This is a genomic window from Nisaea sp. (assembly GCF_040217065.1).
Lineage (GTDB): Bacteria > Pseudomonadota > Alphaproteobacteria > Thalassobaculales > Thalassobaculaceae > Nisaea.
The window spans coordinates 94,637-117,967 of record NZ_JAVJNX010000008.1 but is presented as its reverse complement, the minus strand read 5'-3'; the positions used below and the strand labels follow the sequence as shown (position 1 = coordinate 117,967).

Here is a 23,331-nt window from a genome sequence, read left to right as displayed (position 1 = left end):
CTGACAATCACCGGCGCGGGGCTCCTCACGAAAAGGCCGGCATCACCTCGTCGATGAAACGGGCCAGCGATGCTTTCTTCCGTTCCGTGCTCATGCCGCTGTCGATCCAGAACGAGAACTCGTCATAGCCGAGATCCTCGATCCGTTTCAGCCGGTCGATGATTTCCTGCGCGGTACCGATGGTCAGATCCCGCCGCAGGGCATCGGGCGTGACCATCCTGTTGGCCGCGATCTCCTCCTCCGTCAGCGCCGCGATCTGGCCCTGACGGATCGGCCGCTCGTTCTTGAACCAGGCGCCGAAATAGCAATAGAAGCGGTGCAGCTCATCCACCGCGACGGCGAGATCGTCCGCGTCCGCCGCCACATAGGTATGGTGCAGCAGCATGATCTTCGGGCGCGGGCCGGTGTGTTTTTCGCAGGCGGCATTGAAGCGCCCCATCAGCATCTCGATTTCCTCCCAGCCCTGCCAGAGCGGCGTCACCTGGATGTTGAAACCGTTCGAGACGCCGAATTCATGGCTGTTCGGGTCGCGGGCGGCGATCCAGACCGGCGGGCCGTCCGGCTGGGTCGGCTTGGGCACACTTGAGGTGGCGGGAAACTGGAAAAACTCGCCCTCATGCGCACAATCGCCGGCCCAGAGTTTCGGCAGAAGCGGCGCGATCTCCCGCATCCTCTGCCCGGCCTGCCAGGCATCCAGCCCCGGTGAGAGCCGTTCGTACTCGAAGGCATAGGCACCCCGGGCAATACCGAGCTCCAGCCGCCCACCGGTCAGGAGATCCGTCGCCGCCGCCTCCCCCGCCAGTTTGATCGGGTGCCAGAAGGGCGCCACCACGGTGCCGGTGCCGAGCCGGACGTTCTTCGTCCGGTGCGCCAGGTCCACCAGTTGCAGGAACGGGTTCGGCGTGATGGTGAATTCCATGCCGTGATGCTCGCCGGTCCAGATGGCGCGCATGCCGCCCTGATCCGCCATTTCGCACAGGCTGACGAATTCCTCGTGCAGCTCCGGGTGAGACTGGCCGGAGGTGACGCGCTCCATATGCGCGAAAAGAGAAAAGTCCATTGCAGCCAGTCTCCCTAACCGTAGTGACGTGCGCGCCCGGCATCGCCGAGGCTGAAATAAGTCTGCTCGGCAAATCCGAGCCCACGCCTGTCGGACCGTTCGAAAGCTTCGACCGCGCCCATCAGGACTATGTGATCGCCTGCCGGGATGACCCGGTGCGTGGCGCACAGGAAATGCGCCGCCACGCCGTCGAGCACAGGCGGCATGCCCGCCTCGTCCCACCAGCCGATCTGCGCGAACCGGTCACCGCCAAACCGGGCAAACCTGTCGGACAGTGCTTCCTGTCCATCCGCCAGCACATTGACGGCGAAACGCTCGCAGTTTTCGAACACGGAGAAGCTGGAGAGATAGCGGCCCGGGCAGACCAGCAGCAGCGGCGGGTCGAGCGAGACCGAGGTGAAGGAATTCGCGGTGAAGCCGACCGGTGTTCCGTCCGCCGTGCGCGCGGTGACGATGGTGACGCCGGTCGGGAAAACGCTGAAAGCCTGGCGCAGGGCTTTTGGGTCGAACGGCCTCATGCTGCACCGCCATGGCAGCGGCCTGCGAAATCGAGCAGCGCCGCATTGACGCTGTCGGGATGCGTCATCGGCATCATGTGGGCCGCCCCATCGATCACCGCGCACTGGCCGTCCTTCACCAGCGCCGCCATCGCCTCGGACATGGCCGGCGTCGAGTTCGGCTCTTCCGAGCCGGTCATGAACAACGCCGGACACGGGAGTGCACGCAGCGTCTCGTCCGCCGGGCCATCCGAGTGCGCGAACACGGTATAAGCCGCCTTGTAGCCAGCCGGATCGGCGCCGAGCAGCCACTCCCGGCAGGCTTGCTTCGCATCTGGGTTCCGGTCGATGGAAAACCAGCGCTCCAGGGTCGGTTCCGGATCGGCGATTTCATCCAAAGGCAGGCTGTCTGCCCGCGCCCGGACGGCGTCGGCGGCCTGTTTGCTGCGCCGGAAAATCGCGTTCAGGGCCGCCACGCCGGCGCAGAGATCCGGTTGGCGGGTGGCGATTTCCAGCGCGATCAACGCGCCGAGGGAGTGGCCGGCGATAACGGCCGGGCCGGTCTGCATGTCGATCACTTTCGCGATCCGCCCCGCATAATCGGCAAGGCTCGGCTGGGCATCGAAGGGGGCGCTGTCGCCGTGCCCCGGCAGATCCACCGCGATCACCGTAAAGCGTTCCGCCAGAGCCGGTATCTGCCGGGCCCAGCTTTCGGACCGCAGCCCGACGCCATGGATCAGCACGATTGTCGGGCCCGACCCGGCACGGGAGAGTGCCAGACCGGACGGCCCGTCAGATCGCTGCGGGATTGTCCAGGTCATGGCCGAGCTCCTCCAGATCCTGATAGCGGTCGCCGATCCGGTGATGCGGACGGCCGCCCGTCGATCCTCCAAGGGCGACGACAATCTCGTCCGGCCCCGGCGCATCGGGGATGGCGAACTGCACCGTCAGATAATGCGAGCGGCGGCCCGCATCGTTCTTGTCCATCAGCGGGATCGAGATCTGTGCGTTGGCAGGACCGCGCGTGTTGGTGAAGGCGAGATAGGAGGAGGCGCCGACGGCCGTGCGATAATGGTTGCCGAAGCGCAGGGTGTGGATCAGCCCCGAGGCATGTTCGATCTCGCCATTGAGCCCGACGAGGGCCGCCTTGCCATAAGCCTCGATCGCGTCGCCGCCACCGGCAAGAGCGAGGATACGCTGTGTCAGCAGCGCGCCCAGCTCCGGCCCGTAGCTGCGGATTTCTGTCGTCAGATCCTCGACAAACCGTCCGGCCCACGGGTTCTTCACCACGGCCGCGACGGCGAACATCCGGAGCGGCGGCTCCGCCTTCCTGAAGCCCTCGATCAGGGTTTCCTCATCGAACTGAACGAATTTCCGAATCTCAAGTGACATGCCGCCGCCCTTCAAAATGTGCCGCGACAACTCTCCCGTATGGACAGACCAGCAACAAACAACCAATTATGAGCCAACATCATTAGTCAAACTTATGGCTTGGTTTTTCATGGCTCGTTTCACCCCGCCGCTGAACTGGTTCCGGGTCTTCCAGTCGGCCGCCCGCCATCTCAGTTTCACGGCGGCGGCCCGCGAACTCGGCCTGACGCAATCCGCTGTCAGCCAACAGGTCCGTGCACTGGAAGGGCGACTTGGAGTCGCGCTGTTTCACCGCCAGGCGCGCGGCATTGCGCTCACCGATGACGGGCGGCGTCTGTTGCCGGAGATCACGTCCGGCCTCTCGGTGCTGGACAATGCGGTCAGCCAGTTTGATTTCGGGCCGCGGGAGGAACTGGTCACGGTGGCGACCTCCATCAGCTTCGCGCATTGGCGGCTGGCGCCCGTGCTATCCCGCTTTCTTGCGGCGCATCCGACGATCAAGGTGCGCCTGCTCAGCACGGTCTGGTCGGACGAATTCAACAGCACCTTCGGGGATATCGAGATCCGCTTCGGCTCCGCCGAGCTTGTCGGCAAGGAGTCCGAACGCCTGCTGAACGACAGGTTGATCGTGGTCGCGGCCCCGGCGCTTGCCTCCGACGCCTCGGCGCTCGGGAACCATCCGCTGATCGAGGCTGTCGGTACGTCTGGCGGATGGGCGCAATGGTGCGCACAGTCAGGGCACCCCACTCCCCTCCAGCCGAGCCTGTTCGTCGACCATCACGGTATCGCCGTGCAGATGGCGACGGACGGTGTCGGTGTCGCCCTGACGAGCTCCCTGCTTGCCCGCCCGAGCCTCGACAGGGGCAGTCTGGTCCAGCTCCACACCGCCGAACTGGCGAGCCCGGACGGCTATTTCATTGCCTTGAGGAAACAGACGAATCCGGCCACCGCAACCCTGTTCGACTGGATCAGGGAGGCGGCGGCAAATTGAGCTGCTAACCGCCGAACCGGCCCCGGAACGGTGCCCCCGAAAACAGCGTCACCAGATGCGCCAGCAGCACGAGGCAGGTGACGACGGCCAAAATCTGGATCATCGTATAGGGGATCAGGCTAACCTGACCCGGTATCCGCTCCCGTTTGTCCTGCCACCAGGCAAAGGCGAACAGCAGAACGGCACCGGCAAGAACGATCAATGTTGTGAAGAGGTCCATAAACCCGACAGACTGAACACGTTACCCAACGAGAAAAAACGACAGGGGGAAACATAAGCATGAGTGTTGCCAACCGCCAGCAAGCCGCGACAAGCGGCAGCTACGATCCGGCGAGCGCCAGCCTGCCTACCTTCCACGACGCGGTGCCTGCTTTCCAGGACGGAAGCGACAGCCCGCGGGCCTATCTGGAACGCTGCCTTGAGGTGATCGAGGCGCGGGAACCCGAAGTCAAAGCATGGGTCACGATCAACCGCGAAGGCGCCCGCACAGCCGCCGACGCGGCGACGGACCGCTACCAGGCAGGCCGCGCCCTTTCCCCCATCGACGGCATGCCCATCGGCATCAAGGATCTCTTCATGACGAAGGATATGCCGACGGAGATGGGCAGTCCGCTGTTCAAGGGGAACCGGACAGACTCAGACAGCGCCCTGGTTTACGGCTTGCGCCTCGCCGGTGCCGTGGTGCTCGGCAAGACGGTGACCACCGAACTCGGCTTCTCCCATCCCGGCCCGACCCGGAACCCGTTCGACACGAACCGGACGCCCGGCGGCTCCTCCAGCGGCTCCGCCGCCGCCATCGGTGCCGGCATGGTGCCAGCCACCATCGGCTCCCAGGTCGTCGGCTCGGTCATCCGGCCGGCCAGCTTCTGCGGCAACATCGCCCTCAAGCCGACCCTCGGCGCCCTCAATCGGGGCGAGCGCGCGGGCGGCCTGAGCCAGAGCCATGTCGGTGTGCATGCCGGCTCTCTTCAGGACATGTGGGCCGTCGCCTACCAGATCGCCGCCAAGGCCGGCGGCGATGCGGGCTATCCCGGTCTCTATGGCGCGGAAGCCCCGGCGACGGCGCGCAAGCCGAGCCACCTGGTGCTGCTGCAGACCGAAGGCTGGGAGATGCTCGACGGCACCAGCCGCGCCGCCTTCGAACAGATACTCGACCAGCTCCGCCGCCAGGACATCCAGATCCTGACCCGGGCCGACAGTCCGACCATCGATGCCTGCGAGGCGGCGATCGCCGACAGCCTGAAGCTGGCCCGCGACATCTGCTGCTGGGAGCTGCGCTGGACGCTGCGGAACCTGGCGGAGAAGGACGAGAGCCTGATGAGCGAGAGCCTGAAACAGCGCCTCGCCCTGGCCGAGGACATGAGCCTGACGGACTACCGCGCTGCGCTCGACCAGAGAGACCGCATGCGCGCCCGGTTCCGTGCCCTGGCCCCCTTCGCCGACGGCTGCATCACTCTTTCGTCCGCCGGTATCGCGCCGCCCTTCGACGGCTCCGGCGCCGTCGGTGAGCCCGGTATCACCCACCAGACCGGCCTGCCCGCCTTCAACGCGGCGACCTCGGCCCTCGGTGTGCCCTGCGTCACCCTGCCGCTAATGGCGGTGAACGGCATGCCTCTGGGCGTGCAACTGATCGGTCAGGCCCACAGGGACCAGGAACTCACCGGCACCGCCGCCTGGATGCAGGAGAACGTGAAACCGGTCTCGCTTTAAACAGATCGTCCACCGGCTTTCCGGGAGCCTCCGGAATGCCGGTGGACGATGGTGGGAGAGCCTTATGAGTCGGTGACGTGATCTTACCCTGACGGTTCTCCTACGGCATGCGCCCTCATATTGCCCATCAAATAATAGGCATTATCGACTAATTCGCCTATCTATAGATTGACAATATTTTTATTTTGCATATCTTTTCATAGGCTTTTTGACTCTCCATGCCCATGAAATAATATGCAATGAATGTAAAAAACACGGCCAGAAAGCAGTATGTGCAGATCGTGGATCGCACCGCACGGCAGCTCGCCTCCCTGAAGCAACCCTCGGAAGGATGGCTCTCAGTGCTCCGCAAAGCCTTCGGCATGTCCGGGGCGCAGGTAGCCTCCCGAGCGGGCGTCAGCCGCAATGCGGTCTATCAGGCCGAGCGGAATGAACGCGACGGGGCGATCACAATCAACCAGATGCAAAAACTCGCCGAAGCGATGGGCGGACGCTTTGTCTATGCCATCGTTCCTGACGGCGGACATGTCGAGGATGTTATCCGGAAGCAGGCACGTCGCAAGGCCGAAGCACGCATCATGCGCGCCAGCGCCCACATGGCTCTGGAAAAGCAATCTTTGGCAAGCGAGCAGGTGACGCATCGCATCGAAGACCTGGCAGACGAACTCGTGCGGACCATGCCTCCCGGCTTCTGGGATGCCAAATGACGTTTGACGAGCCGGACGGCGCCACACCGCTTGATCCAGATGAAATACAGGGACTGAAGTTTCCCCATGTCACGACACGTGGGGAGCTGGACGAACTGGAACAGGCGAATATCGAGCAGGGTCTCGCGTGGGTATCCCGGCGGCGCGGCGGGTCGGTCCTTGACGATAATTTTATCAGGACGCTGCACAAAAGGCTCTTCGGCGACGTCTGGACATGGGCGGGCGAATATCGTCTGACCGAGAAGAACATCGGCATCGATCCATTCCAGATTCCCGTGCAGCTTCGCATGCATCTTAATGATGCCCGCTATTGGGCCGCGCATCATGTCTATCCGCCGCTTGAGGCCGCCGCTCGCTTTCATCACCGCATGGTGCAAATTCATCCGTTTCCGAACGGCAATGGCCGCCATGCCCGGATCGCTGCCGATATCCTGCTCGAAGAGATCTACGGGCAGCCTCCCATTTCATGGGCAAGCGGATTTGACCTTCAGGCCGACAATGAACGCCGGGATGCATACATCAAGGCCCTCCGGGCTGCCGATGGGGGTGATATCGGCCCTCTGCTGGTGTTCGTCGGGGCAGTGAGCGCATGATCAGATCGACAGCAGCTTTCCCCATTACCGCAGGAAAGCGTCCTCACTAACCCCGGCCGCGATAGGGCGGCACGCCCTGGTCCGGCAGCCAGACGCCGTCCGGCACCGGGCCGGACTGGAAGAACACGTCGATCGGGATGCCGCCGCGCGGGTACCAGTAGCCGCCGATCCTGAGCCAACGCGGCTCCAGCGCCTCGATCAGCCGGCGGGCGATGCCGATTGTGCAATCCTCGTGAAACGCGCCGTGATTGCGGAACGCGCCGAGGAAAAGCTTCAGCGACTTGCTCTCCACCAGCCACTGGTCCGGCACGTAATCGATCATCAGATGGGCGAAATCGGGCTGGCCGGTCATCGGGCAGAGCGAGGTGAATTCCGGCGCCGTGAAGCGGACAAGGTAATTCACGTCCGCCATGGAGTTCGGCACCTTTTCCAACACCGCCTTCTCCGGACTCTCCGGCAGTTCGGTGGCGCCGCCGAGCTGGCTAAGGCTGGAAAAACGCTCTTCTGAATGCGAGGTCATGGGACGGCTCCGTGTCAAATCCTACCGGTCGGGCCGTTCATAGCGTTGCAACGCACCGGAAGCCAGCGCCCTGGAGGAGAAACCGTCATCCCTGCGCACGCAGGGACCCAGAGCCACGAGATCCATCACATGATCACCTAGGTCCCGGCTCTCTGGCCGGGATGACGATGTTTTGTAGAGAACGGGACCAGCCTTACTTAAACCGTCCCGCGCCCGAGAGCACACGGTACCTGCTGCGCAATTCGCCCCGGTCCGTGTAGCAACCGCGCAGGTGACGCTCGCCGCTGGTCGCCGTGTAGGCTTCACGGCCATGCACCACCCGGTGATTGTCGAAGCAAATGCACTCGCCGGCATTGAGCCGGAATCGCATGACATATTTCGGGTCCCGGAGCGCGCGGCCAAAGCGGTAGAAGGCGGGGTAATAGCGGTCGAGAACGGCTTGCGGCAGATCAAACACGTCCGCGATATGCTGGCTCATGGTGACACCCTCGACGGCGCCCTGCCGGTCGAGTTCGATCACCCTCTGACGCGCCCGCATATCGAAATCGTCATGCTCGCAATAGAACGGCACCTCCGTTTCCGCCAGCAGGGCGAAATCCTCCGGATAGGCTCGGCGGAAATCCTCCGCCACCGCCACCGCGTCGACAAAGATGCTGTTACCGCCCTCGACCGAATTGGCCCGGCAATGCAGATACTGGACGCCGGGCGCGAAATCCTCGGACGGCAGGTCCGTGTGCAGTTCCAGTGCCGCCGCCGTATAGGCCGTGTTGGTCGGATTGATATGGGTATAGACCTCGAACATCTTGCCGAAAAAACTCGGCCTGACGTGACCCGCGAGAGACGCTGTCTCCTCCAGCGCTTCGGGTGTATCCGGCAGGCCGCTGACCAGCGCCACGCCCTCCACCAGCAAGGCTTCCAGCCAGCTCTTGTGCTTCCCAGCGTCTGCTTTCAGCTCCTCGAAGGAGAAGCGCGGCATCAACCTGTAATGGTCCGCATACCAGGCGCGGCGGGTCAGCGCCGCCGGGTCCGGGCGCGGTACTCCCTCCCGGTAGCCGGCGAGGAAATCGAGTGGATAACGGCTGCTGTGCCCGGAGCGCCAGTGCACATCCAGCACCTCGTCGTCGACGAACACCTCTGACGGCAGCGGCGCCTCAGACTCGGCAAAGATGTCGAAGCATCGCTCCCGCGTCACGGCATCGAACGAGGTCGGGCAATTATCCCTCAGCCAGAAAAAATTGAAATAGGCCGCGGTTCCGTCGGGGAACCCGACCTCAAGCCCGCTGTCCCGCAAGGTGACACCACTTTCTTTTCGCGCCTGCATAGCAATGCTCCTTTCCGGAACCGGGCCGCGTCCATAAGAATGAAAACCAGGCCAGATGTCGGAATCACGCTAGTTAATGACCCGAACACGCCACATAACTCTCTGGTTTCAATGAAAAACTTGAACCTGCAGAGAGGCTGTGAGAAGCCTGAAAAATCGGATCCTTCGATAAGGTGACCTTATTTCATGTCGCGCCACCTGCCGCCGCTTCGCCTCTTCGGTGTCTTCGAGACAGTCTGCCGGACGAACAATCTGCGGGCCGCCGCCGCCGCCCTCAATGTCTCGCAGCCGGCCGTCAGCCAGTCGCTGCGACAGCTTGAGGATCATATCGGCGCCCGCCTGATCGACCGGAACACGCGACCGGCCTCGCTGACGGCCGAGGGCGAAATCCTGCTGCGGGCGACGGAAGACGGGCTCGGCCGGATATCCGGTGCCGTCGACGAGATCCGGCGCCATCTGGCGCAACGGGGCTCCAGCGTGACCGTGACCTGCTCCGTCGGCGTCGCCACCCTCTGGTTGATGCCGCATCTGGAAAGCTTTTACTGCGATCACCCGGACGTGCAGGTGAATGTCATCACCTCGGAAAGCGGCGCGCCGACAATCGCGGGCGATGTCGATATCGCCATTCGGTTCGGTGACGGGAACTGGTCCGACGGGACCGTCACCCCGTTGCTGGAAGAGCGGATCGAGCCTGTCTGCGCGCCGGAACTGGCCGAACGCCTGGCCCTGACGCCGGAGAGCTTGCACGCGGCGCCGCTGATCCATGTCGATGTGAAGGACCCGCGCTGGCTCGGCTGGACGGACTATCTCGCCGCCCTCGGCCTCGGCCGCCCCAGCCATCCGGTACAGCTCCGCTTCTCGAACTATGTCCAGGCCACCCAGGCCGCGCTTGCCGGCCGCGGTGTGGCGCTCGGCTGGCGCACCATCACCGGCGGCCACGTCAGCGAGGGCCGTCTGGTCCCGGCGGTCGACGCCCCGCTGACGCCGCCGAGCAGGTTCTATGCCGTCACCGCCTTCGACCGCGCCGAGGATGAAGCGGCCCGCAGCCTGCTGGAGTGGCTGGCGGGCCTCGGACAGGAGTTCGGCTGATCGCGCCGCCGCCTTCACCCCCAACACCCCAGATCGTCATCCCGGACCCCGATCCGGGACCTGGATGATCATAAGATTTGCGCCCGCCTTCCCCTGGGTCGCGTTTTTCAACGGGATAACAATTACGGGAAACGGAACAACGCAGCGAAGCGCTCCATAAGCAGCGCTAATCGCAGCTTCCGGATTTTTGCAGTAGCGAAGACACCGCCGGCACGGCAGTCTGCGCCGGAACAAGACCGCACCTCCCGGAGCCGCATCATGTCCGCACCCGTCGCCCTCACCCCGAAAAGCAATCTCGGCTACTGGCCGGAGCGCGTCGATCTTGCCGCCGCCTTCCGCTGGACCGCGCGGCTCGACATGCATGAGGCGGTGGCGAACCATTTCTCGCTGGCGACCAATGACGACGGCACCCGGTTCCTGATGAACCCGAACCAGATGCATTTCTCCCGCATCAGGGCCTCGGACCTGCTGGAGCTGGACGCGAACGACCCGGACGTGCTGAACCGCCCCGGCGCGCCGGATCCGACTGCCTGGGGCCTGCACGGCTCGGTGCACCGGCACTGCAGCCACGCCCGCTGTGTCATGCATGTGCATTCCATCCACGCCACCGTGCTGGCCAGCCTGAAGGACAGCCGTCTTCCCCCGATCGACCAGAACTGCGCCACCTTCTACAACCGGATGGTGATCGACAACGAGTATGGCGGGCTGGCTTTCGAGGAAGAGGGCGAGCGCTGCGCCCAGATGCTGACCGACCCGAAGGTCAAGGTCATGGTGATGGGCAATCACGGCATCCTGGTGATCGGCGACAGCGTCGCGGACACCTTCAACCGGCTGTACTATTTCGAGCGCGCGGCGGAGACCTATATCCGCGCCCTGCAGACCGGCATGGAGCTGCGGGTCATCCCGGACGATATCGCCGAGAAGACCGCCCAGGAGCTGGACGACTATCCGGGACAGGCGCAGCAGCATCTCGACGAGCTGAAAGCGATCCTCGACGAGGAAGGCTCGACCTACGCGGCATGAGCAGAAAGTAGACGCGCCTCAATCGGCTGAGACGACCAGAAGAGACTCTTGCATCAGCCTATCGAGCGCGGACGAATTCACACGGCGACCCGGTCCGACGACCAGGTTCCGGCATTCTCGATAATCCGGTCCGGGTTCTCGAACTGGCCGCGCAGGATTTTGTCGTATAGCAGTCCTTCCTCCGCCCGGGTGACGGCGCCCTGCTTGCCGATCAGGCCGCGCAGCGCTCCATCGAGGGCAGCGACCGTGCCTGAGCCTTCGTCGAACTGGGCCTTCTTGCGCCAGACAAGATCCGCCGGCAGCAGATCGTCACAGCTCTTGCGCAGGATCCATTTCTCCGCAGTCGGCCCGGTTGATTCAAGCGCATTCGGTTCCGTCCGGCAGAGCTTCAGGGAGGCCGGAATGGATTGCGCGAAGTCGATCAGATCCCGGTCGAGGAAGGGCGTGCGGGCCTCCAGACTCTCGGCCATGGTCACCCGGTCGACCCGCTGCAGGTTGATGTTGTGCATGGTGCCCAGGGCACGGGTCAGTTCGTCAGCCAGGGCCCGGGGATCATCCACATAGGCGTGATGATAGGTATAGCCGGCGAACAGCTCGTCGGCCCCCTCGCCGGTCAGCACCGCTTTCACCTCGCGCCGGGCCAGCCGGGCGGCGAACAGGGTCGGGATGGCGCTCCGGACCAGATCCACGTCAGCGCTTTCCAGATGATAGATCACGTGCGGCAAGGCCTCGGCCACCTCTTCCGCCGTGAAGACATACTCCCGGTGGTCGGAGCCTATGTGATCCGCGACGGCTCGGGCCGCCAGCAGATCGGGCGAGCCCGCCGTGCCGACGGCGAAGGTCTTCAGCGGCTTCTTCCCAGCTGTGCTGCGGATCTTCTGACCAATCGCGGCAATGATTGAGCTGTCCAACCCGCCTGACAGGAAAGAGCCAACCTCGACATCGGCGACCATCCATTTCGCCACGGCCTCTTCCAGCACCAGCCGGAGCTCCCGCGCCGTCCGGCCGACATCGAGATCCGGCTCCGCCTCGGCCGCGCCCTGGGGTGTGCGGTACCATTGCCGCCAGCCGTCCCGGCTGTCATAGAGCGTGCCCGGCGGGATCGCCTCGATATTCTCGACATCGACGCTATCGAAGGCCTTCAGCTCGGACGCGAAGGCATAACCGTCCCCCAGTTTGGCAACATAGAGCGGCTTGATGCCGAGCGGATCGCGCGCCGCGATGATCCGGTCCCTGGTGGCCAGCACGAAGGCGAACATGCCGTCCAGCCGGCTGATCCAGCGCGCCTCGCCGGAGCGGAACAGATGCAGGATGGTCTCGCTGTCGCTCGCCGTCTGGAAGGCACTCTCGCCAAGGATCGCGCGCAGGTCCCGGTGATTGTAGATCTCACCGTTCGCCACCAGCAGATCGTCTGTCTGGTGGATCGGCTGCCGTCCGTCCTCAGGTCCGATGATCGACAGCCGGCAATGCGCCATCACGGTCTGCGTCCCGGGCAGGCGCGCCACCTCGACGGCGTCGGGGCCCCGGTGGGCGATCTTGGCGATCATTCGGTTGGCGAGGGATTCGTCTCCGGCATTCCAGAGACAGACGAAACCACACATGGGAATTGCTCCTTCTCGTCGGGCCCGTATGCGTGCGGCAGATGCGGCGCATCACGCTGCAGACAAGCTTAGAGCAGTGGGCCGAGGATGGAAGAGGCGTTCTCAAACGCGCGGCAGCAAAGGAGATGACGGCTTTTTGAATACCGTTCCGTCTTTAATTTCCTTGATTTTCAAGGGCGTCATCTATGGAATCAGGATCCGTGAAGACAGCCAGGACGACGAGCGCCACGCCCCTATTTGCGTGCGGCTCGCCTCGACCCAGCAAGGAGCGCCTCATGCAGGAAGATCGCTACTCCCTCCCCCAAAGAGTGCTCCATTGGGGGATCGCCGGGCTGGTCGCTCTGGCACTTGTGGCCGGCATGCTCTTCTTCGCCTTCGGCTTCAGCGGATTGCAGGACACGTTTGGCGGGGCGGTCACGAATGCCCTCTATAAATATCACAAGACCGCCGGCGTTCTTGTTCTCGGCCTGATGATCCTCCGAGTCGTCCTGCGTTTGCGTCTCGGTGCTCCTGCTCCCGTGACGAGCTTGACCGATTTGGAACGACGACTTTCGGCAGGCGTGCAACTGCTGCTTTACGCCATGCTTCTGGTACTTCCGGCCCTGGGCTGGCTCGCCACCGCGGCCGGCGGCTTTCCCGTCGAGTTCTTCAACTGGACTCTCCCCGGCCTGATCGGCAAGGACAAGGCCCTGTCGGAACTGCTCTTCACCCTGCACGGGCTGGCGGCCCTGACCGTCATGCTGCTGCTCGGCCTGCATATCGCCGGCGCGCTGCGGCACTGGCTGATCAAGCGGGACGGGGTGATGCGGCGGATGAGCCTGCTGGGCTGAGCTTTCCCCTGCCACCGGTACTGCCGGCACAACCGTCCGCACAATAAATGCACGGTTTGGCCCATGCGATGCATGGGTAGAATATGGCACCTCAATCAATTATCTCGGTTGCATTATGCGTACCGTCCCTCTAGACACGAAATACATCCGGCTGACATCCGCCAACTTTAAGTTCTGTATATTTTCCTGAGGTGACGTCCCACATGAAGAAATTCCTGCTTGCGACCGTTTGCGCGGTCGCCCTGTCCGCATGCGCATCCAGTTCCGATGAGATCAAGGCAGCCTAAGTGTCTCCGATTCAGTTCGAAAAGCATACCTGCAGCCAGCTGGGCGGCGAACTTGACCGGGTCGGCGCGCGCCTGATGGAGGCGTCGCGGGCACAGGACGAGGAAGCGGCCGAGGACGTCCTGGTCACGGCGGCGGGCGCCATCGTCTTTCTGCCGATCCTTTTCTTCATCGATGGTGACGGCGCCGGCGCGGCGGAAGTCTCACGGCTGAAGGGCGAATTCGACGCCATCGAACAGACCGCGATCAAGAACGATTGCGACATCCAGGACAAGATCAAGGACATCCGCGAGGCGCAGCTGGAATATCAGAAACAGCGCTCCGGCCAGAGCACCAGCGACGCGAGCTGATCAGGCGGGCCTGCACCCGCAGCAGCGGTTCTGAAAGTGGGGCGATCCATGCGGTCGCCCCTTTTCTGTTCAGGCTCCGGATAGCCGTCTCCAGTGAAGGGCGATGGCCCTCACCCCGCCTCGCGCCGCCACGCCATGATGATCCCGCCGATCACCAGCAGCAGCACGAGCACGCCCGGCAGCAACGGCACGGTCTGCACCCCCGTCACGATGTAATCCTCGTTCCGCACCAGCCCGGCCCAGTCGCGGCCCGCTGTGGCGCGGCCGGCGGTGACGCGGCGCAGGCTGGGGATGTCTTCGGTGGCGCCCCAGGTGACGGAGCCGCCGGTCTGCTCGGCCAGCGGGCCGAGCCAGTCCTCCGTGGTCCGGACGTCGGAGAATTCGACCGGGTTGAGGGCGCCGACGGCGGCGAGCTTGGTCAGAGTGCCGTCGGTGAAGGCATGCAGGCCGACCTGGTCCGTGCTGAAGCTGGCCTGACCCCGGCCCGGGCCGGTGCGGCTCAGCGGCAGGGTGAGTTCGGTGCCGTCCGGCAGGGTCATGGTGACGTCCGGCAACGCCCCGTCCAGCGAACGGCGGGTGACGTCGATCTGGTCGCCCTTCACCCGGACCCGGAGATCGTTTTCTTCCAGATCGGGCTCGCGCATCAGCCAGTGGGCGGTCCGGCGCAGCAGTTCGGCCTGCGGGCCGCCGCCGTCGAACCCGCGGGTCCAGAGCCACATCTGGTCGGTCAAAAGGTGGGCGACACGGCCCTCGCCGAACCGGTCGAGAATGAGCAGCGGGCGGCCTTCCGCCCCCTCCATCAGCACCACGCCGCGCAGCACGTCCGCCTCGATCTGCCGGAACCAGCGGCCCCATGTCGGCGCGACTGTCCCGGTGCCGTCCGCATCCAGCGCCGGCCCGCCGGGCAGGTCCGCCGTCACCGGATGGCGGTGGCCGTCCGGCGTGGTGGCGGGGCGGAACGGCATCTCGACGATATCGCCGGTCGGCATCGCCGGAAGCACTTCGCCGAGCGGCGTGTTGGCCAGCGACAGCCGGGAGGCGAAAGGCGGGCCGCTGGCTTCCAGGAAGGCGCCGCCATTACGGACGAACTCGACGATGTTGCGCAGGTAGCTGCGCGGCAGCACGCCCCGGCGCTGATACTGGTCGAAGATGATCAGGTCGAACTCGTCCAGCTTCAGCTCGAACAGCTCGCGCACCGGGAAGGCGATCAGCGACAGCTCGCGCACCGGCGTGCCGTCCTGCTTCTCCGGCGGCCGCAGGATGGTGAAATGCACCAGGTCGACGGACGGGTCCGCCTTCAAGAGGTCGCGCCAGGTGCGCTCGCCCGCATGGGGCGCGCCGGAGACCAGCAAAACGCGCAGCCGGTCCCGCACGCCGTTGATGGCCAGCACCGCCCGATTGTTCTTCTCGGTCAGCTCGTCCGGCCCCGGCCCAGCCGTCATCTCGACAATGGTCTCGCCGCCATGCTCGATCGGGATCTCGATCTCCACCATCTGGTTGGCCCGGATCACGGAGTCCGGCAGGGGCACGCCGTCGACCGACATGCTGAAGGGCACCGCCGCCGTCCGGTCCGCGTCCTGGATCCGGATCTTGGCGGTCACGGTGCGTCCGACGACGCCGAAGGAGGGCACATACTCGATCACCAGGCGCCGGTCCCGCTCGCCCCTGCGGCCGGTCAGCAGGACATGCAGCGGCGCGTCGAGGGTGCGGCCGCCGAGCTCTTCCACCCGGTCATGGCTTTGCCCGTCCGTCACCGCGATGACACCGGCAAGCCGGCCCTGGGGCACATCGTCCAGCACGTCGCGCAGGGCGGAGAACAGCCGTGTGCCGTCGCGGCCGCCCGCCGCCCGTCCCGTGCCGCCGCCGACCGTCACCGTACGCAGTTCGAGATCCTCGAACCGCTCGAGCTGGCGCGTCAGGTCTTCCGAGATTTCCGCCGCCCGGTCTGCCCTTCCGTCGATCGACTGGCTGGTGCTCTGGTCGACCAGCAGCACGGCGATATCCTTGCGCGGGTCCCGGTCCTCGGCGATCAGATAGGGATTGGCCAGCGCCGCCAGCAGTACCAGCAGCGCCAGGCTGCGCCAGACCACGCCGCGGCCGCGCAGCGCCGCCGTGTAGATCACCAGGGCCAGACCGGCAATGCCGAGCGCGCCGATCACCCACCAGGGCACCAGGGGCGAGAAATCCAGGCCGACGGCGGCACCGATCATTGTCCCAGCCTTTCCAGGATGGCCGGGACATGCACCTGATCCGCCTTGTAGTTCCCGGTCAGCATGTACATCACCAGATTGACGCCGGAGCGGAAGGCCATCTCCCGCTGCAGCTCCCCGCCCGGCACCACCGGGAAGCGGTAGAAGCCGTCTTCGGAGCGGGCCCAGGCACCGGCCCAGTCATGGCTGCCGATGATCACCGGAGAGACCTCGCTGCCCGTGTTCCCCCGTCCCTGCTCGACATAGACCCGGCCGCCCTCATAGCGCCCCGGGAAACTGTCCAGCAGATAGAATGTCCGGGTCAGCACGTGGTTTTCCGGCACCGGCGCCAGAACCGGGATGTCGAGATTGCGGGTCAGCGAGCGGAGCCTCTGCAGACCGGGCCCGGCGCCGCCGGGGCTGGCATCGATCCGGTCCCGCGTGTCGAAGAAGATCGTGCCGCCATTGCGCATGTAGAGGTTGAGCCGGGCTTCGCCATTCGGCGTCAGGGCCGTCTGCGCGGCGGTGATCGGCCAGTACAGCAGCGGGAACAGGGACAGCTCGTCGACCTCGATATCCACCGCCATCGGCTCCAGCGGCTCCACCGCCGTGCGCCGGTTCAGAATTTCGCTCAGGCTGCTGAGCCCGGAGCGGCTGATCTCGTCCACCTCCCGGTCGCCGGTGATGACATAGGCCAACCTTGTGTCCAGCGCGGCCCGCATGACCCAGCGCTCCTGCTCGCTCATCGTGCTGTCGGTCTGGGCCGAGGCCTTGCCGGTCAGCCCGGGGGACAGCAGGACCGCCAGCATGACGGCCGCCGCCGTGGCCCCCCTCCGCGCATTGCCCACCCCCGGCACCAGGCCGCGCATGACCAGCGTGATGATGAAATCGACCAGCAGCAGCAGGGCCGCGGCAGTCAATCCCCAGGGCGCCAGGTCAAGCTCGTCCCCGCCGCCGTAGGATGCCGTCAGGCTGCCGTCAGGCAGCTGCGCCAGCGGCACCATGTCCGCCGCACCCGGGCCGAGATTGACCGCCGTCCGGGACAGCTCGCTGCCATAATAGCCCGGCGGATGATCCGGGCCGATCGCCGGCACTGCACCGGCACCGAGGGCCATCGGCCGGGCGCTGGCCGGCGGCGCGCCGATCTGGCCGAAGCCGTTCAGGGTTTCCAGCGCCGGCACCGTCCCGCCATGCGCCGCCTCGCCGACCCCGGCACTGACCGCGACGATGCGGCGGAGCATCTCGACAAAGGCGCCGGACAGGGAGAGATCGCTCCAGTCCGTATTGGCCGTGGTGTGGAACAGCACGATTCGCCCGTCGCCGCGCGCCATAGCGGTGACGATCGGCGTGCCATCCGCCAGACGGGCCCAGGTCCGGTCCGCGAGCGCGATCGAGGGCTCTGCCAGCACCTGCTTGTAGATCAGCACATTGTCGTAATCCGGCAGGTCCGCGAACGGGGTCTCGCCCTCGAAAGGGGCGAGCGCCGCCGGGGAGTTCCAGGACAGCACACCGCCGAGGGAGCGGTCGCCGCCGCGCAACAGCACCGGCAGGAGTTCGGATTCGCCAAGCCCGCGATTTTCCAGACTTGCTGCAGCCAGCCGCGGGCCGGCAAAGCGAATCAGCGTGCCGCCGGCAGCGACCCAGTCATTCAGCAGGCCCTTCTCGCTCGCGGGCATCAGACCGGTGTCGGGCAGGGCGATGACCGAGATATCCCGTTTCAGAAGATCCTCCAGCGGCCCCCGGCTGACCTCGCTGAACGGCGCCAGCGCCCGGTCCAGATAGAACATCTCCTCCAGCAACGGCTGGGAATCCTGGAATCCCGATCCGGCGACAAGCCCGACCGGACGGCGCCGGAAGCTCTCGTCAAGCAGGGCGACGGCGGCGGCACCGGGCCGGTCCTGAAGTTCCAGGCGGGCCAGCTCATTACGCAGTTCAAGCGGCAGCTCGACGACCGTTTCCGCAACCGGTTCGCCCTCGGCGAAGGTGGCGACCGCCCGGGTCAGGACCCGGCCGTCCGTCGCCACGGCGCGGACATTGACGATCTCTTCCGCGCCGGCATTGAGCCGGGTCAGGCGGGCCGTCAGCGCGTTGCGCTCGCCGATCCGCGCGGACAGGCTGAGCGGGCTCTCGCCGCCCTCATAGACAACAAGGCTTCCGAAACCGGCCAGCCGGGCTGACAGCACCGGATCGTCCGCATCCTGGACGCCATCCGCCAACCAGAATATCGAGGCGGCGTCCGGCGCGCCGAGCGGTGCCGCGGCGATCCGCTCCGCCGCGATGGCCGGTGCCGTCGGCCAGGGTTGCGGCGCCAATCCGTTGATGAAGGTCCGCGCATCATCGGGCGCCATCAGGCCGCCTCGCTCGATGGCGGCGGTGTCCGAGACGGCCGTCGGGAAGAGCGCCACCGGGCGCCCCGCACGTTCCGCCCGTTCGACCAGATCCAGTGCCGCCGCCTTGCGGTCCGACCAGCCAGGCGCTGCGGCCCAGCCATTGTCGACCACGATCACCACCGGGCCGGACCCGCCCAGCTCCTGCCGGGCACCGATCAGGGGTTTCGCCAGCGCCAGGATAACCAAAGCCGCGAACAGCAGACGCAGCAGCAGCAGCCACCAGGGCGTCCGGTCCGGGGTTTCCTCAGGCGACTGCAATCCGTAGAGCAGCCGGATAGCCGGGAATGTCACACTGCGCGGCGCCGGCGGCGTGATCCGGATCAGCAGCCAGATGACCGGCAGGGCGAGCAGCCCGGCCAGAAGCCAGGGGGCGGCAAAGGACAGAGCTCCGAATGTCAGCATCGGCGCGCCCTCACCCGTCCTGCCGCGTCATCGCGGTATAGAGCTTGAGCAACGCCGCTTCCGGCGGCTCCGACGTCACATGCCGGGCGAAGAACCAGCCGGCGGTGCGGCAGACATCCTGCAGCTGCGCCCGGTGCAGGGCCAGCTTCTCGATATAGGCGTCGCGCACCCGGTCCGCCCGCCGGAGCAGGTGCGAGGCCTCGGCTTCGGTGCCGTCGAAGCGGATCCGGCCCTGGAACGGAAAGGCCTCTTCCGCCGGGTCGGTCACCTGCAGCAGGAAGCCGGACACGCCCGCGGCGGCATAATGGCCGACGATCTCGGCATAATCCGCCGCCGGCTCCATGAAGTCGGAGACCAGAACCACGACGGCGTGGCGCGGCAGGCTTTCCAGCGCCGGAAGGCTGGCGGCACTGTCCCGGGCATTCTCCAGCGTGTTGGCGAACAGGTTCAGGCCGTTTCGCCCGCCGCGCGGCGGCACGCCCTCGCCGAGCAGGGCAATCCGTTCCCCGGCCTCGACCAGAAGCGCGCCGAGAGCGAGGACGAGAAGATCGGTGCGCACCGCCTTTTCCGGCAGGGCGCGCTCCGATGAGAACCGCATCGAGGGCGAGGAATCACGCCAGAGCCAGACACTCTGCGAAGCTTCCCATTCGGTTTCCCGGACATAGACCTCGTCGCTGCGGGCCGTGCGGCGCCAGTCGATGCGGCGCACCGAATCGGTCACCTGGTATGGTCGGAACTGCCAGAAAGCCTCTCCCATGCCGACGCGCCTGCGGCCGTGCAATCCCTGGGAAACGGTCGCGGCAACCCGCTCCGCCGCGACCAGCAGTGGCGGGAATTTCCCGGCGAGCTCCTCCGCATGATGACGCATCGGGGCGTCCCGGCTCAGCGATACGGGGCCAGCAGGCGCTGGATGATATCGTCGAGCGAGACACCTTCCGCACGTGCGGCGAAGTTCAACGCCATGCGGTGCCGGAGCACCGGCGGCGCCAGGTCGAGCACATCCTCGACCGAGGGAGACAGGCGGCCGTCCAGGATGGCCCGCGCCCGGACCGCCAGCATCAGCGCCTGGCTGGCGCGCGGGCCGGGGCCCCAGGCCACATGGCGCTTCACCTCGTCCACACCGGTGGTCTCCAGCCGGCCGGACCGGACGATTTCCAGAATGGCCTCGAGCACGGTTTCCCCGACCGGGATTTGCCGCAGCAATTTCTGCGCCTCGATCAGTTCCGCCGCGCTCAGTACCGGCACAACCTTGGCTTCCTCGTTACCGGTCGTGGCCAGCAGCATGCGGCGTTCCGCATCCCGGTCTGGATAGCCGACATCGATCTGCATCAGGAACCGGTCGAGCTGGGCCTCCGGCAGCGGATAGGTACCTTCCTGCTCCAGCGGGTTCTGGGTCGCCAGCACCATGAAAGGCGCCGGCAGATCGTAGGTATGGCCACCGACAGAGACCGTGCGCTCCTGCATGGACTGGAGCAGTGCCGACTGGGTCCGGGGGCTGGCCCGGTTGATTTCGTCCGCCATCAGGATCTGTGCGAAGACAGGCCCCTTCACGAAGCGGAAATGCCGCTTTCCGTCCTCGGCTTCCTCAAGAATTTCCGCGCCGACGATATCCGCCGGCATCAGGTCCGGGGTACACTGGATGCGCTTGTCGTCGAGGCCGAGAACGGTACCGAGGGTTTCAACGAGACGGGTCTTGGCCAGCCCAGGAACCCCGATCAGCAGGGCATGGCCGCCGGCAAGAACGGTGGTCAGGGTCTCGTCGATAACCGCACGCTGGCCGAAGATCACCGACTCGATTTGCGCCCGGGCTTTCGCCATGCGCGCGCCGAGCGCATCGATTTTTTCCACGGTGTCGGTTTCAAGCCGATGATCGAGAGTGGAGGAATTGGTCATGGACTCTATACTTCCTTCTAATCATGAGCCCCGCCGGCCAGCGGCGGTGCATAGCGAAGAACTCATAGAAGCAGCCAGCAACCGATGACCGCATCGAACGCACCTTCCAGTACCCCCCCCGCACCAGATCAGTTAGAGCGTATCGCAGCGGCAGCAACAGGCAAGCCCGAACAACGCAAACAGATCGATATGGGCCATTACGGCATCCGCATCGCCGCCGACGGCACATGGTATCATCAGGACGCACCCTTCACCCGCCAATCCCTGGTGAAGCTCTTCGCCACAGTCCTGCACCGCGACGAAGATGGCGGCTACTCCCTCAGAACGCCGGTGGAGCGCGGCAAGATCACGGTCGATGATGCTCCCTTCACAATAGTCGAGGCATGGTACGACGATACAGGGTCACCTGAAATGACATCTCGGAGACTCATGCTCCGGACTAATATTGACCGCATTGTGACCGCCGATGCAGAACACCGCATTCGTGTCGCGACCGATCCTGAAACCGGCGAGCCGCGCCCCTATATCGATACCGGGGACGGTTTGGATGCCCTTATCCTGCGTTCGGTGTTCTACGATCTGGTGGATAAGGCGGAAAGTCTTGAGCGGGATGGAAAAACCGTCCTCGGGCTTTGGAGCGGCGGGATGTTTCATGAACTCGGTACTCTGTAATGCATAATTTCGACAGCGCCCGGTTGCGGGCTGCTTTCAAGGGGCTTGCTCCACAGGACGCGGAAAGGGGCCGCGGCGATCACGATCTCAATCCCGGCATGGTTCCGCCGGTGCAGAACCGCCCGGCCGCCGTACTCATCCCGATTGTGGAAAGGGACGAAGGCCTGACAATGCTGCTGACCAAGCGCTCGGAGGACCTGCCGGTGCATCCGGGGCAGGTCAGCTTTCCCGGCGGCCGCGCCGAATCCCATGATGACGGACCGGTCGACACCGCCCTGCGCGAGACGGAAGAAGAGGTTGGCATCCACCGGCGCCATATCGATGTGGTCGGCCAGCTCGATCTGTATCGCACGCGCACCGGTTTCGAGATCACCCCGGTGGTCGGGCTCCTGACCCCGCCCTTCGACATGCGGGCCGAGCCGATGGAAGTGCAGGAAATTTTCGAAGTCCCGCTCGGCTTCTTCCTGGATCGCGGGAATCATGAGCGGCACAGCCGGGAATGGAACAACCAGATCCGCAGCTTTTATGCCATGCCCTATGGCGACTATTACATCTGGGGAGCAACGGCCGGCATGCTGGTCAACTTCGTCGATGTGCTGCTGCCCCGAGTCGATGCCTGAGATTTCCTGATGCATATTGCCCCGCTGCCCTGGATGACATGCCCCGAGACCCGGGCTGTCATGGATGTCCTGAACGAAGACGGTGACATGGCCCGCTTCGTCGGCGGCTGTGTGCGCAATACTGTGTTGAGCCTGCCGATCTCGGATATCGATATCGCCACCCGCCACACACCTGGGAAAGTGACGGAACGCCTGAAAGCGGCCGGAATACGGGTGGTACCGACCGGGCTGCAGCATGGCACCGTCACTGCCGTGGTCAATCACGAGCATTTCGAGATCACCACGCTTCGGCTCGATGTCGAAACCGACGGGCGGCGCGCCGTTGTCGCCTATACCGAGGACTGGCGGGAAGATGCGGCACGGCGGGATTTCACCATGAACGCCATGTTCCTGCGTCCGGACGGCACCCTCGACGATCCGTTCGGCGGGCATGCCGACGCGCTGAGCGGGCGAGTCCGGTTCGTCGGCGATCCTGCAACCCGGATCCGGGAAGACGTGCTGCGCATCCTGCGCTTCTTCCGCTTTCACACCCATTTCGGCAAGGACGGCATCGACCCTGTCGGCCTGAAGGCCTGTGCGGAGCATGCAGGTCTGATCGACACTCTCTCCGGCGAACGCATCCGGACCGAATTCCTGAAGCTTCTGGCAGCCCCCGCGCCGGCCGCCGTACTTGAGATCATGGAAACAGTCGACGTTTTGCAACGATTCCTGCCGGGCCCCTACGATCCAGCCGCCCTGACCCGGCTCATCGGGTTCCAGACAGGTGCTCCGGATCCGGTATTGCGGCTCGCGGCACTCGCGCCGGAGCGGCCGGAGCAGGCTTTTCGCGCCGCGGAGCGGATGCGGTTCTCGAACGCGGAAGCGGCCCGCTTCGCCAGCCTCTCGCGTACGGACATAACCAAGACAGACGATCCGGCCCTGCGCCGGCAGATCTATCGCCACGGCAACGCATTGTATGAAGATCTGGTCCGGCTGGCCATGGCAGGCGGCGAGATCGACAGCGAGGAAGCCGGGAGACTGATTGCCCGGTCCAGAGACTGGCCACGGCCGGACCTGCCGGTCCGCGGCGCCGATATCGTGGAAATGGGGATTGCCGCCGGGCCCGCAATCGGAGACCTTCTGCGGAAAGTTGAAACATGGTGGATCGAGCAGGATTTCGCGCCTGCCCGTGCACAATGCCTCGCGGAGATGCGACAAATGGCAGGCAAGGAGTGACA

23 protein-coding genes are annotated in these 23,331 nt (G+C 65.1%); 11 read left to right on the top strand and 12 right to left on the bottom strand.

The genetic code is table 11. The features are described 5' to 3' along the window. Positions 1 to 25: 25 nt before the first annotated feature. The 4 genes from RH950_RS09635 to RH950_RS09620 are packed head-to-tail and all read right to left on the bottom strand — an operon-like array spanning position 26 to position 2,949. Complete coding sequence (locus RH950_RS09635; protein WP_350056112.1) at positions 26 to 1,060, bottom strand: LLM class flavin-dependent oxidoreductase; 1,035 nt, start codon at positions 1,058 to 1,060, stop codon at positions 26 to 28. A 14-nt stretch (positions 1,061 to 1,074) separates the two neighbouring features. Then, complete coding sequence (locus RH950_RS09630; protein ID WP_350056110.1) at positions 1,075 to 1,578, bottom strand: flavin reductase family protein; 504 nt, start codon at positions 1,576 to 1,578, stop codon at positions 1,075 to 1,077. Further along, on the bottom strand, positions 1,575 to 2,378 hold the full coding sequence (locus RH950_RS09625; protein ID WP_350056108.1) for an alpha/beta fold hydrolase: 804 nt from the start codon (positions 2,376 to 2,378) through the stop codon (positions 1,575 to 1,577). The genes RH950_RS09630 and RH950_RS09625 overlap by 4 nt, the downstream gene beginning before the upstream one ends. After that, positions 2,350 to 2,949, bottom strand: a complete 600-nt coding sequence (locus RH950_RS09620; RefSeq protein WP_350056106.1) for an amino acid synthesis family protein — start codon at positions 2,947 to 2,949, stop codon at positions 2,350 to 2,352. The genes RH950_RS09625 and RH950_RS09620 overlap by 29 nt, the downstream gene beginning before the upstream one ends. Before the next feature lie 109 nt (positions 2,950 to 3,058). On the opposite strand from RH950_RS09620, the gene RH950_RS09615 reads away from it, so the two are divergent. After that, positions 3,059 to 3,919, top strand: coding sequence for a LysR family transcriptional regulator (locus RH950_RS09615; protein ID WP_350056104.1), 861 nt, complete (start codon positions 3,059 to 3,061; stop codon positions 3,917 to 3,919). 4 nt (positions 3,920 to 3,923) lie between these two features. On the opposite strand, the gene RH950_RS09610 is transcribed toward RH950_RS09615, so the two are convergent. Then, positions 3,924 to 4,139, bottom strand: coding sequence for a hypothetical protein (locus RH950_RS09610; RefSeq protein ID WP_350056102.1), 216 nt, complete (start codon positions 4,137 to 4,139; stop codon positions 3,924 to 3,926). A gap of 59 nt (positions 4,140 to 4,198) precedes the next feature. On the opposite strand from RH950_RS09610, the gene RH950_RS09605 reads away from it, so the two are divergent. The 3 genes from RH950_RS09605 (at position 4,199) to RH950_RS09595 (ending at position 6,929) form a co-directional block, all read left to right on the top strand. Next, positions 4,199 to 5,629: an amidase gene (locus tag RH950_RS09605; RefSeq protein ID WP_350056100.1), complete on the top strand. Its 1,431-nt coding sequence runs from the start codon at positions 4,199 to 4,201 to the stop codon at positions 5,627 to 5,629. Positions 5,630 to 5,868: 239 nt separating this feature from the next. Further along, positions 5,869 to 6,336: a mobile mystery protein A gene (locus tag RH950_RS09600; protein ID WP_350056098.1), complete on the top strand. Its 468-nt coding sequence runs from the start codon at positions 5,869 to 5,871 to the stop codon at positions 6,334 to 6,336. Further along, a complete protein-coding gene (locus RH950_RS09595; protein ID WP_350056096.1) occupies positions 6,333 to 6,929 on the top strand; it encodes a mobile mystery protein B in 597 nt (198 codons plus the stop codon). The genes RH950_RS09600 and RH950_RS09595 overlap by 4 nt, the downstream gene beginning before the upstream one ends. Before the next feature lie 46 nt (positions 6,930 to 6,975). On the opposite strand, the gene queF is transcribed toward RH950_RS09595, so the two are convergent. Next, a complete protein-coding gene (queF, locus tag RH950_RS09590; protein WP_350056094.1) occupies positions 6,976 to 7,449 on the bottom strand; it encodes a preQ(1) synthase in 474 nt (157 codons plus the stop codon). 193 nt (positions 7,450 to 7,642) lie between these two features. Next, entirely contained in the window at positions 7,643 to 8,770 is a 1,128-nt protein-coding gene (locus tag RH950_RS09585) for a TauD/TfdA family dioxygenase (protein WP_350056092.1), read from the bottom strand. 186 nt (positions 8,771 to 8,956) lie between these two features. On the opposite strand from RH950_RS09585, the gene RH950_RS09580 reads away from it, so the two are divergent. Together RH950_RS09580 and RH950_RS09575 are read left to right on the top strand one after the other, a co-directional pair. Then, complete coding sequence (locus RH950_RS09580) at positions 8,957 to 9,859, top strand: LysR substrate-binding domain-containing protein (RefSeq protein WP_350056090.1); 903 nt, start codon at positions 8,957 to 8,959, stop codon at positions 9,857 to 9,859. Positions 9,860 to 10,117: 258 nt separating this feature from the next. Next, positions 10,118 to 10,882, top strand: a complete 765-nt coding sequence (locus RH950_RS09575; RefSeq protein ID WP_350056088.1) for a class II aldolase and adducin N-terminal domain-containing protein — start codon at positions 10,118 to 10,120, stop codon at positions 10,880 to 10,882. A 77-nt stretch (positions 10,883 to 10,959) separates the two neighbouring features. Here RH950_RS09575 and asnB read toward each other — a convergent pair whose 3' ends face one another. Continuing rightward, positions 10,960 to 12,483, bottom strand: coding sequence for an asparagine synthase (glutamine-hydrolyzing) (gene asnB, locus RH950_RS09570; protein WP_350056086.1), 1,524 nt, complete (start codon positions 12,481 to 12,483; stop codon positions 10,960 to 10,962). Positions 12,484 to 12,758: 275 nt separating this feature from the next. Here asnB and RH950_RS09565 point away from each other — a divergent pair, with 275 nt between their 5' ends. Both RH950_RS09565 and RH950_RS09560 read left to right on the top strand, forming a co-directional pair. Beyond that, the gene (locus tag RH950_RS09565; RefSeq protein ID WP_350056084.1) at positions 12,759 to 13,313 is read left to right on the top strand and encodes a cytochrome b; all 555 of its coding nucleotides are present in this window, start codon (positions 12,759 to 12,761) and stop codon (positions 13,311 to 13,313) included. Positions 13,314 to 13,600: 287 nt separating this feature from the next. Beyond that, positions 13,601 to 13,948 (top strand): hypothetical protein, encoded by a 348-nt coding sequence (locus RH950_RS09560; protein WP_350056082.1) that lies wholly within the window; start codon positions 13,601 to 13,603, stop codon positions 13,946 to 13,948. A gap of 110 nt (positions 13,949 to 14,058) precedes the next feature. Here RH950_RS09560 and RH950_RS09555 read toward each other — a convergent pair whose 3' ends face one another. The 4 genes from RH950_RS09555 to RH950_RS09540 are packed head-to-tail and all read right to left on the bottom strand — an operon-like array spanning position 14,059 to position 20,822. Then, positions 14,059 to 16,158: a hypothetical protein gene (locus RH950_RS09555; RefSeq protein WP_350056080.1), complete on the bottom strand. Its 2,100-nt coding sequence runs from the start codon at positions 16,156 to 16,158 to the stop codon at positions 14,059 to 14,061. Beyond that, positions 16,155 to 18,929: a DUF4159 domain-containing protein gene (locus RH950_RS09550; RefSeq protein WP_350056078.1), complete on the bottom strand. Its 2,775-nt coding sequence runs from the start codon at positions 18,927 to 18,929 to the stop codon at positions 16,155 to 16,157. Before RH950_RS09550 ends, RH950_RS09555 begins: the two co-directional genes overlap by 4 nt. A gap of 10 nt (positions 18,930 to 18,939) precedes the next feature. Beyond that, entirely contained in the window at positions 18,940 to 19,797 is an 858-nt protein-coding gene (locus tag RH950_RS09545) for a DUF58 domain-containing protein (protein WP_350056076.1), read from the bottom strand. A 14-nt stretch (positions 19,798 to 19,811) separates the two neighbouring features. Then, positions 19,812 to 20,822 carry an AAA family ATPase gene (locus tag RH950_RS09540; protein ID WP_350056074.1) on the bottom strand — a complete coding sequence of 337 codons (1,011 nt, stop codon included), beginning with the start codon at positions 20,820 to 20,822 and terminating at the stop codon, positions 19,812 to 19,814. A gap of 84 nt (positions 20,823 to 20,906) precedes the next feature. Between RH950_RS09540 and RH950_RS09535 the strand changes: the two genes are divergently transcribed. From RH950_RS09535 to RH950_RS09525, 3 genes are read left to right on the top strand one after another with little or no spacing between them, the layout of a single operon-like run. Continuing rightward, positions 20,907 to 21,494: a DUF1285 domain-containing protein gene (locus tag RH950_RS09535; RefSeq protein WP_350056072.1), complete on the top strand. Its 588-nt coding sequence runs from the start codon at positions 20,907 to 20,909 to the stop codon at positions 21,492 to 21,494. Beyond that, positions 21,494 to 22,114, top strand: coding sequence for a CoA pyrophosphatase (locus RH950_RS09530; RefSeq protein ID WP_350056070.1), 621 nt, complete (start codon positions 21,494 to 21,496; stop codon positions 22,112 to 22,114). Before RH950_RS09535 ends, RH950_RS09530 begins: the two co-directional genes overlap by 1 nt. Before the next feature lie 9 nt (positions 22,115 to 22,123). After that, positions 22,124 to 23,329, top strand: a complete 1,206-nt coding sequence (locus tag RH950_RS09525; protein ID WP_350056068.1) for a CCA tRNA nucleotidyltransferase — start codon at positions 22,124 to 22,126, stop codon at positions 23,327 to 23,329. Positions 23,330 to 23,331 lie beyond the last annotated feature (2 nt).

Excerpts from the sequence above, each read along its gene's own strand:
- RH950_RS09635 (WP_350056112.1), bottom strand. The coding sequence starts at position 1,060 with ATGGACTTTTCTCTTTTCGCGCATATGGAGCGCGTCACCTCCGGCCAG.
- RH950_RS09630 (WP_350056110.1), bottom strand. The coding sequence starts at position 1,578 with ATGAGGCCGTTCGACCCAAAAGCCCTGCGCCAGGCTTTCAGCGTTTTC.
- RH950_RS09625 (WP_350056108.1), bottom strand. The coding sequence starts at position 2,378 with ATGACCTGGACAATCCCGCAGCGATCTGACGGGCCGTCCGGTCTGGCA.
- RH950_RS09620 (WP_350056106.1), bottom strand. The coding sequence starts at position 2,949 with ATGTCACTTGAGATTCGGAAATTCGTTCAGTTCGATGAGGAAACCCTG.
- RH950_RS09615 (WP_350056104.1), top strand. The coding sequence starts at position 3,059 with ATGGCTCGTTTCACCCCGCCGCTGAACTGGTTCCGGGTCTTCCAGTCG.
- RH950_RS09610 (WP_350056102.1), bottom strand. The coding sequence starts at position 4,139 with ATGGACCTCTTCACAACATTGATCGTTCTTGCCGGTGCCGTTCTGCTG.
- RH950_RS09605 (WP_350056100.1), top strand. The coding sequence starts at position 4,199 with ATGAGTGTTGCCAACCGCCAGCAAGCCGCGACAAGCGGCAGCTACGAT.
- RH950_RS09600 (WP_350056098.1), top strand. The coding sequence starts at position 5,869 with ATGAATGTAAAAAACACGGCCAGAAAGCAGTATGTGCAGATCGTGGAT.
- RH950_RS09595 (WP_350056096.1), top strand. The coding sequence starts at position 6,333 with ATGACGTTTGACGAGCCGGACGGCGCCACACCGCTTGATCCAGATGAA.
- queF (WP_350056094.1), bottom strand. The coding sequence starts at position 7,449 with ATGACCTCGCATTCAGAAGAGCGTTTTTCCAGCCTTAGCCAGCTCGGC.
- RH950_RS09585 (WP_350056092.1), bottom strand. The coding sequence starts at position 8,770 with ATGCAGGCGCGAAAAGAAAGTGGTGTCACCTTGCGGGACAGCGGGCTT.
- RH950_RS09580 (WP_350056090.1), top strand. The coding sequence starts at position 8,957 with ATGTCGCGCCACCTGCCGCCGCTTCGCCTCTTCGGTGTCTTCGAGACA.
- RH950_RS09575 (WP_350056088.1), top strand. The coding sequence starts at position 10,118 with ATGTCCGCACCCGTCGCCCTCACCCCGAAAAGCAATCTCGGCTACTGG.
- asnB (WP_350056086.1), bottom strand. The coding sequence starts at position 12,483 with ATGTGTGGTTTCGTCTGTCTCTGGAATGCCGGAGACGAATCCCTCGCC.
- RH950_RS09565 (WP_350056084.1), top strand. The coding sequence starts at position 12,759 with ATGCAGGAAGATCGCTACTCCCTCCCCCAAAGAGTGCTCCATTGGGGG.
- RH950_RS09555 (WP_350056080.1), bottom strand. The coding sequence starts at position 16,158 with ATGATCGGTGCCGCCGTCGGCCTGGATTTCTCGCCCCTGGTGCCCTGG.
- RH950_RS09550 (WP_350056078.1), bottom strand. The coding sequence starts at position 18,929 with ATGCTGACATTCGGAGCTCTGTCCTTTGCCGCCCCCTGGCTTCTGGCC.
- RH950_RS09545 (WP_350056076.1), bottom strand. The coding sequence starts at position 19,797 with ATGCGTCATCATGCGGAGGAGCTCGCCGGGAAATTCCCGCCACTGCTG.
- RH950_RS09540 (WP_350056074.1), bottom strand. The coding sequence starts at position 20,822 with ATGACCAATTCCTCCACTCTCGATCATCGGCTTGAAACCGACACCGTG.
- RH950_RS09535 (WP_350056072.1), top strand. The coding sequence starts at position 20,907 with ATGACCGCATCGAACGCACCTTCCAGTACCCCCCCCGCACCAGATCAG.
- RH950_RS09530 (WP_350056070.1), top strand. The coding sequence starts at position 21,494 with ATGCATAATTTCGACAGCGCCCGGTTGCGGGCTGCTTTCAAGGGGCTT.
- RH950_RS09525 (WP_350056068.1), top strand. The coding sequence starts at position 22,124 with ATGCATATTGCCCCGCTGCCCTGGATGACATGCCCCGAGACCCGGGCT.